The sequence below is a fragment of the Pseudomonas sp. o96-267 genome (genome assembly GCF_003935465.1).
GTDB lineage: Bacteria > Pseudomonadota > Gammaproteobacteria > Pseudomonadales > Pseudomonadaceae > Aquipseudomonas > Aquipseudomonas sediminis.
Map to the genome: position 1 here is coordinate 25,577 of NZ_RHQP01000025.1, position 7,600 is coordinate 33,176.

Sequence of the window (7,600 nt, forward strand, 5' to 3'; positions counted from 1 at the left end):
ATGAAGGAACACCCTGGCTCAACGCCGAGCCATTTCAGTGCGCCAGCACCAATCCAGTGCGTTGCTTGGCCGCACTTTATGGCTTGATATCAAAAAAATAGAATAAAAGCGTATTTATTATTAATTAGTCGAATCCATCGCCGTCCCGCACACTTTCGGTGCTCTCTCCTTCGCCCCCGCCACGCTCTCGCGAACCCGCCGACAGCCCGTTACGAGCGACAGGAGAGGCACGCCTGAAATTTCTCAGCAAGACGGAATCATGATGGCTACCCTTGCGACTGCCCCTCACTATTACAACTACGAGATCGTTCGCCGTTTCACCCTCACAACCCTGTTCTGGGGCATCCTCGGAATGGCCATGGGTGTATTCATCGCGGCCCAACTGGTCTGGCCCGAATTGAACTTCGGTATTCCATGGCTCAGTTTCGGGCGCATCCGCCCCGTCCACACCAATCTGGTGATCTTCGCCTTCGGCGGCGGCGCGCTGTTCGCCACCTCGTTCTACGTGCTGCAACGTACCTGTCGAGTACGGATCATCTCCGACGGTCTGGCCAACTTCCTGTTCTGGGGCTGGCAGGCAGCCGTGCTGGCGATGATCGTCAGCTATCCGCTGGGCATCACCTCCTCCAAGGAATATGCCGAGATGGAGTGGCCGATCGCCTTGTGGGTCACCCTGTTGTGGTTGATCTACGCCTACCTGTTCTTCGGCACCATCGCTCGCCGCCAGGTGCGCCACATCTATGTGGGCAACTGGTTCTATGGCGCATTCATCATCGTTACGGGCATGGTGCATGTGATCAACCACATCGCCGAACCGGTCTCGCTGCTTAAGTCCTACTCGGTGTACTCCGGCGCCACCGACGCGATGATCCAGTGGTGGTACGGCCATAGCGTGGTCGGCTTCATCCTTTCGGTAGGCTTTCTGGGGATGATGTACTACTTCGTGCCCAAGCAGGCGGAACGGCCGATCTACTCCTATCGCCTGTCAATCGTGCACTTCTGGGCGATTATCACCCTGTATATCTGGGCCGGCCCGCATCACCTGCACTACACCGCTCTGCCGGACTGGGCGCAAACCCTCGGCATGGCCATGTCGGTCATCCTTCTGGCGCCCAGTTGGGGCGGCATGATCAACGGCATGATGAGCCTGTCCGGCGCCTGGCATAAGCTGCGCACTGATCCAATCCTGCGCTTTCTGGTCGTTTCGCTGGCGTTCTACGGCATGAGCACCTTCGAAGGCCCGATGATGGCCATCAAGACCGTCAACGCGCTGTCCCATTACACCGACTGGACCATCGGCCACGTACACGCGGGAGCACTGGGATGGGTGGCGATGATCTCCATCGGCGCGCTCTACCACATGCTGCCCAAGCTCTACGGCCGTACGCAGATGCACAGCGTCGGCCTGATCAATACGCACTTCTGGCTGGCGACCATCGGTACCGTGCTGTACATCGCCTCGATGTGGGTGAACGGCATCACCCAAGGCCTGATGTGGCGCGCGGTGAACGAGGACGGCACGCTGACCTACTCCTTCGTCGAGGCGCTGGAAGCCAGCCACCCCGGTTATGTCGTACGCCTGCTGGGCGGGGCGGTCTTCGCCAGCGGCATGCTACTGATGGCCTGGAATACCTGGCTGACAGTACGCAACGGCGAACGCATCGATGCCGTACCCGCCACTCCGGATGTGGGAGCTGCCGCCCATGCCTGACGCTCTGACCTTGCCGGTACTCGCCACGCTGGGCTGCCTGCTCGGTTGCTGGCTGGGCTGTCGCACTCCGTCGACGCTCGACCAGGCCAGCCTGCTGCCCTTCGCCGATGATCCCGACGCCGCGGCACGCATGACGCAAGCCACGGGCCGCCCTTGCGAGGTCACCACGCAGCCACTCGAAGAGCCCGACAATCCGTCCGAAGAGTCTCTGCTCGCTTGACGTTCCTTCGCCCACGGACGGGCGTCCAGAAGTGCCGCTTGCGGCACCCTCAGGGCTTTTAGTAGTGAAGAGCCCTCTTTTTTTGACCGGATACCATGAACACACCATCACGCCTGCACCAATGGTGCATCGCCTTTCTCCCCGAGGCTCCACACACGCGCCCACGCGAATGGCTGCGCGCGGCACTCGGCGCCAGCCTGGGTTTTGTCTTCACCACCTGGCTATGCAGCCAGCTTTTCGGCCCGCAGCTGGCCGTGCACTTCTCCGGCCCGCTGGCCGCCTCAGCGGTACTGCTATTCGCCGTCTCTTCGGGCGCACTGGCGCAACCCTGGTCGATCCTCGGCAGCTATCTGTGCGCCACGCTGGTCGGCGTGCTGGTCGGTCATCTGCTCGATCACAGCCTGCTTGGCGCCGCCCTGGCGATAGGTCTGAGCCTGTTGCTGATGTGCCCGCTGCGTTGCCTGCACCCGCCAGGCGGTGCCATCGCCTTCTGCGTCGTATTCGCCCCCGTGGCACCGGGCATACCCGCCTGGCACCCGGCCATGACGGTGGTGATCGCCGCGCTGGGCCTGCTGAGCAGTGCTCTGATCTATAACAACCTCACCGGCATGCGCTACCCACGCCAGACAACGCCACCTGCCGATGCACACCATACCCGCGACCCGTTGCCCGGCGAGCGCGTGGGCATCCGCGATACCGACCTCGACCAGGCGCTCGACGAACTCGGCGCCTTCGTCGACGTGACTCGCGAAGACCTGGCGATGATCGTCAAAAGCACCGAGCGCTATGCGCTGCGCCGCAGCATGGGCGATATCCGCGCCGGCCAGGTGATGTCACGCGACCTGATCTGCGCCACGCCGGGCACCAGCATCAAACAGGGCCTGCACCTGCTGCGCCACCATCACCTCAAGGCGCTGCCAATCCTCGACCATAATCAGCAACTGGTCGGCATCGTCAGCCTCAGCGACCTGATCGCCCCCCTGCATCGCCGCCCGGCCAGGCGCTTCGGCCTGTTCAGGCGGCGCCCTCGCCCGCGCCTGGGCGAGCTGATGAGCAGCCCGGTACGCTGCACCGAGGTCGATACGCACGTTGTCGACCTGATCGACGTGTTATCCGACCGCGGCCTGCACTGCCTGCCGGTACTGGAGAACGAGAAACTGGTGGGCATCATCACCCAGACCGACGTGATTGCTGCGCTGCAACGAGATCTTTTGGCCCACTTCGATTGAGACGACGACCTACTGGACACCTCTAAAAACTACCTGCGTTGCCATCGCTGCGTTAAAAAAGCTCGTGCGCGAGTCCGATCAAAATACTCATTAACAGCTCGTAAACTCCGCTTTTTCGCCTTTTTGGCCTTACGCTGGCTGCCTCGCCTACGTTTTTAGAAGCCCCCATACTGCGACTCAAGCTCGTTACCCCAAATGCGGCTGCTCATCGAAAAGTGCCAGAGCAGCCCTTACACTGCCCGCCTGCCCGCTTGCTGAGCCCTGCCACGACATGGACATCGATCTGACTCGCACCTTTCTGGAAATCGTTCGCAGCGGCAGCTTCATCGCCGCCGCCGAACGCCTACACGTTACCCAGACGGCCGTTACGGCGCGCATCCAGAAGCTCGAAGGCCACCTCAACTGTACGCTGTTCGTACGCAACCGAGCCGGGGCCAAGCTAACGGCCGACGGCGAAGCCTTCGTCGCCTACGCCAATCAGATACTGCAAACCTGGGAGGCAGCGCAGCGCGACCTGCCGCTACCGGACGGCTATCACAACGTCATCCACATCGGCGGCGAGGTCAGTCTGTGCAACCCGTTGATGCTGCGCTGGGTCAGCCGCATCCGCACCCACATCGACCAGTACGCCGTGCACTCCCATATCGGCGCAGGTCAGGAGCTGCTGCGTCAGCTTGAACTGGGCGTGCTCGATGCAGCCTTGGTTTATCAGCCGAACTACTGGCCGGGCATGCAAGTGGAGCAGTTGCTGGAAGAAAAGCTGATCCTGGTACGCGCGAAGAATCCCGAACCCTATGTGTACGTCGACTGGGGCGAGGCCTTCCGCCTGCAGCATGACAGCGCGCTACCGGATCGGGCAAAGGCGCCAGTATCGTTCAACCTCGGGCCGCTGGCCCTTCAGTACATTCTCGAGCACGGCGGCTCTGGCTACTTCCGCACGCGAGTGGTGCAGAGCTACCTGGACAAGAAGGTGCTAAAACGCGTGCCGCGCGCCCCCGAGTTCAGCTACCCGACCTACCTGGTGTATTCCCGCGAGCGCGACTCGGTAGTGCTGCAGCAGGCGTTCGATCTACTGCGCGGAATCATCGCCGAGGACACGGACTGGTCGCAGCGCTGGGACCCGATGATCTAAGTACCATCTGAAACGAAATCGCCCCTCGTATAGAGGGGCGATTTCTTCATAGCCATGTCAATGACTGTTCAGAAGCTCATGCGGTAATGCACGGTGTAGGCTTCGGCGCCATCGTTTGGCTTCTTCAGACCAGCGTTGGAATAGTGGATCGCACGCAGGCCGATTTCCTGCCCGGCGAAACGCAGGCCGACGCCGATGCGGTCTTCGAACTGAAACGACGAACCCAGTTCGTTGCTTTCCAGCTCGGTGCTGGAGAAAGCGGCAACGCCGATACCGGCTTCGATGTAAGGACGCACGTTCTGCCCGGCGAACTCGTAAACGAATACTGGCGCGAAGGAAACGCTGTGGTTGCTCGCCGTGTCGTCACCGTCCCAGTAGGTGTAACCCAGGTCCCAGTAGCCAGTCAGACGGCCGTAGCTACTCTCCAGCCAGCTGTGGTTCCAATCCCACTGCGCGCCCAGGCGATAAACCATCGTTGAATCACCGCTCTGACCAATAGCCGCGGTTACATCCGCAGCCTGTGCAGCACCCATAGTTCCGAACGTGAGGGCTGTTGCTGCGGCAAAGGCGTACAACTTCTTCATGAGTCATTCCTTTTTAGCGAGGGTTTTTATCAGGCTGTGACAAAAATATAGAAGCATCCGATAACAGGGATAGCCTGATCGGAAAAAAATTCACTATATCGAAAGAACCTGGGCCTTTTCACCTAGTAAAATCGGCAAAACCCGGCGAAGTTGCGCTGGCTCCCCACTGCTCCAGTAACGCGTTTCCCTGGCCTGCAGCGTCGCCAGCAGATCGTGACGCGAGAGCAGGCGTTGCAACTGCCGCGCCACTGCCGCACCGGTATCGATCAGCGTTACCGACGCCGGCACCAGCTCACTCAGCAATGGACGCAGGAAGGGGTAATGCGTGCAGCCGAGAATCAGCGTGTCACAGCCCTCGGCCAACAGCGGCGTGACATAACCTTGCAGCAACTCTCGCGTGGCGGGCGCCTGCAGCTCGCCCGCCTCGATGCATTCCACCAACCCCGGGCAGGGCTGAGTGATCACCCGCACGTCATTGGCGAAGCGATCGAGCAGCGCGGCGAACTTGGCGCTCTTCAGCGTACCGGTGGTCGCCAGCACGCCGACCACGCCACTGCGCGTGGCTGCCGCGGCGGGCTTCACCGCAGGCTCCATGCCGACGATGGGCAGGTTCGGATAACGTTCGCGCAACTCTGCAGCCGCAGCGGCAGTCGCGGTATTGCACGCCAGCACCAACGCCTTGGCACCTTGTGCCAGCAGATGTTCGGTGATCACCACACAGCGCTCGCGAATGTACTCCGGGCTTTTCTCGCCGTAGGGCACATGGCCGCTGTCAGCGACGTAAAGCAGCGACTCGTTCGGCAGTAGCTGACGAATCTCGCGCAGCACCGACAGGCCGCCAACGCCGGAGTCGAACACGCCAATCGGCGCCTGCGACTGATTCATCTCAAATCATCCTCGTAGGCGCGAGCTTTGCTCGCGAATGGTGCTGTCGACGCAAGAAGCTTCGCGAGCAGAGCTCGCTCCTACAGTTCTGCAGCCTATTCTTAACGCCCACCGCACACCTCGCAGGCCGGATCACGCTTGACCCGCAACTCGCGAAAACGTGTGCCCAGCGCGTCGATCAGCAGCAGGCGGCCCACCAGTGGCTCGCCAAAACCGGCCAACAGCTTGAGCGCCTCCAGTGCCTGCAGGCTGCCGACCAGGCCAACCAGCGGCCCGACCACACCGGCCTCGCTACAGGTCAGCTCGGCTTCGCTACCGTGGCCGTACAGGCAGTGGTAGCAAGGGCTGGCTTCATTGCGCGGGTCGAACACCGACAGTTGCCCTTCCAGGCGGATCGCAGCACCGGAGACCAGCGGCTTGCCCGCCACGACGCAGGCAGCATTGACCGCCTCACGGGTGAAGAAATTATCCGAGCAGTCCAGCACCAGATCGACGGCACTCACGGCGGCGGCCAGCGAATCGGCGTCCAGCGCCTGACGATGCGGCACCAGGGTGACCTGCGGGTTGATCGCCGCCAGGCGCGCCATGGCCGAGTCCACCTTGGCCTGGCCGATGCTGGCTGTGTCATGGGCGATCTGCCGTTGCAGGTTGGTCAGATCCACCGTATCGAAGTCAGCCAGGTGCAACTCGCCCACACCGGCGGCCGCCAGGTACAGCGCCACGGGCGAGCCCAGCCCGCCCATGCCGACGATCAGCACACGCCCCTGCTTCAGGCGCAGCTGGCCTTCCACATCGATCTGTTTCAGCAGAATCTGCCGACTGTAACGCAGCAGTTCATCATCGCTCAGCATCTGATCACTCACGGTCGAAACGTCCCAAACTGATGCGCTCGTGGTTGCCCAAGTCACGCCGGCTCTCGACCTCGACGAAGCCGCCCTCGCTGAGCAAGTTGCGTACGTCCCCGGCTTGATCGAAACCATGCTCCAGCAACAGCCAGCCTCCGGATAGCAGATGGTCCGGCGCGGCCTGGATGATCGCACGAATATCGTCTAGCCCGTCGCAGCCGGCGACCAGAGCGCTGCTCGGCTCGAAACGCACGTCACCCTGTTCGAGATGCTGGTCGTCCGCACGGATATAAGGCGGGTTGCTCAGGATCAAGCCATAGCGCTGCCCAGCCAGGGCGGAAAACCAATGGCTGTGCAAGAACGCTGCGTTAGCCAGTTGCAGGCGCTGACGATTGCGCTCGGCCAAGGCCACGGCGTCTTCGACGCGATCCACGCCGGTCACTTGCCAGACCGGGCGCTCGCTGGCCAGGGCCAGGGCGATGGCGCCGGTGCCAGTGCCTAGATCGAGCACGGCCAACGGCGCTGCAGGCAGCAGCTCGAGTGCAGTTTCCACCAGCAGCTCGGTGTCAGGGCGAGGAATCAGGGTATGCGGCGCCACTTCCAGATCGAGGCTCCAGAAGCCCTGATGACCGAGGATATAAGCGACCGGCTCACCCTCGCGGCGGCGCTGCAGATTCGCCTGGAACAGCGCAAGTTGATCGGCCCCCAGCTCGCGCTCCGGCCAAGTGCGCAGGTAGCTGCGCGGCTTGTTCAGCGCGGCGGCCAACAGCAGTTCCGCATCCAGCCGCGGCGTAGGCGAATCGGGCAGGTCAGCGGTGTCGAGCAGGGATTCGATGGTGGCCATGGTTCATCCTGGCGGCATTCTTCTCCCCTCTCCCGCTTGCGGGAGAGGGGCCGGGGGAGAGGGTGTACCATTGCGGGGGGGGGGCGACCCGCGCCCCCCCCCCCCGCCGAGCCGGCGGCGGGGGCGGGGGGGGCGGGGGGGGAGAGCGGA

Annotated in this window: 8 protein-coding genes; 4 read left to right on the plus strand and 4 right to left on the minus strand. The window is 62.4% G+C overall.

The window, feature by feature from the left end; all coding sequences use genetic code 11:
• The first annotated feature begins 262 nt into the window (after positions 1-262).
• The 4 genes from ccoN (at position 263) to EGJ86_RS16945 (ending at position 4,292) form a co-directional block, all read left to right on the plus strand.
• Entirely contained in the window at positions 263-1,711 is a 1,449-nt protein-coding gene (ccoN, locus tag EGJ86_RS16930; RefSeq protein ID WP_177432874.1) for a cytochrome-c oxidase, cbb3-type subunit I, read from the plus strand.
• Positions 1,704-1,931, plus strand: coding sequence for a hypothetical protein (locus tag EGJ86_RS16935; RefSeq protein WP_125835892.1), 228 nt, complete (start codon positions 1,704-1,706; stop codon positions 1,929-1,931). Before ccoN ends, EGJ86_RS16935 begins: the two co-directional genes overlap by 8 nt.
• A gap of 95 nt (positions 1,932-2,026) precedes the next feature.
• On the plus strand, positions 2,027-3,160 hold the full coding sequence (locus EGJ86_RS16940) for an HPP family protein (RefSeq protein ID WP_125835893.1): 1,134 nt from the start codon (positions 2,027-2,029) through the stop codon (positions 3,158-3,160).
• A 271-nt stretch (positions 3,161-3,431) separates the two neighbouring features.
• On the plus strand, positions 3,432-4,292 hold the full coding sequence (locus tag EGJ86_RS16945) for a LysR family transcriptional regulator (RefSeq protein WP_125835894.1): 861 nt from the start codon (positions 3,432-3,434) through the stop codon (positions 4,290-4,292).
• A gap of 68 nt (positions 4,293-4,360) precedes the next feature.
• Here the strand turns inward: EGJ86_RS16945 and EGJ86_RS16950 are convergent, their stop codons facing one another.
• The 4 genes from EGJ86_RS16950 to prmC all read right to left on the minus strand — a co-directional run bounded on the left by EGJ86_RS16950 (position 4,361) and on the right by prmC (position 7,450).
• Positions 4,361-4,876, minus strand: a complete 516-nt coding sequence (locus EGJ86_RS16950) for an acyloxyacyl hydrolase (protein WP_125835895.1) — start codon at positions 4,874-4,876, stop codon at positions 4,361-4,363.
• Between the two features lie 93 nt (positions 4,877-4,969).
• Positions 4,970-5,761: a glutamate racemase gene (murI, locus tag EGJ86_RS16955; protein ID WP_125835896.1), complete on the minus strand. Its 792-nt coding sequence runs from the start codon at positions 5,759-5,761 to the stop codon at positions 4,970-4,972.
• 101 nt (positions 5,762-5,862) lie between these two features.
• Positions 5,863-6,612 carry a molybdopterin-synthase adenylyltransferase MoeB gene (locus EGJ86_RS16960; RefSeq protein ID WP_125835935.1) on the minus strand — a complete coding sequence of 250 codons (750 nt, stop codon included), beginning with the start codon at positions 6,610-6,612 and terminating at the stop codon, positions 5,863-5,865.
• Between the two features lie 4 nt (positions 6,613-6,616).
• The gene (gene prmC, locus EGJ86_RS16965; RefSeq protein ID WP_125835897.1) at positions 6,617-7,450 is read right to left on the minus strand and encodes a peptide chain release factor N(5)-glutamine methyltransferase; all 834 of its coding nucleotides are present in this window, start codon (positions 7,448-7,450) and stop codon (positions 6,617-6,619) included.
• Positions 7,451-7,600 lie beyond the last annotated feature (150 nt).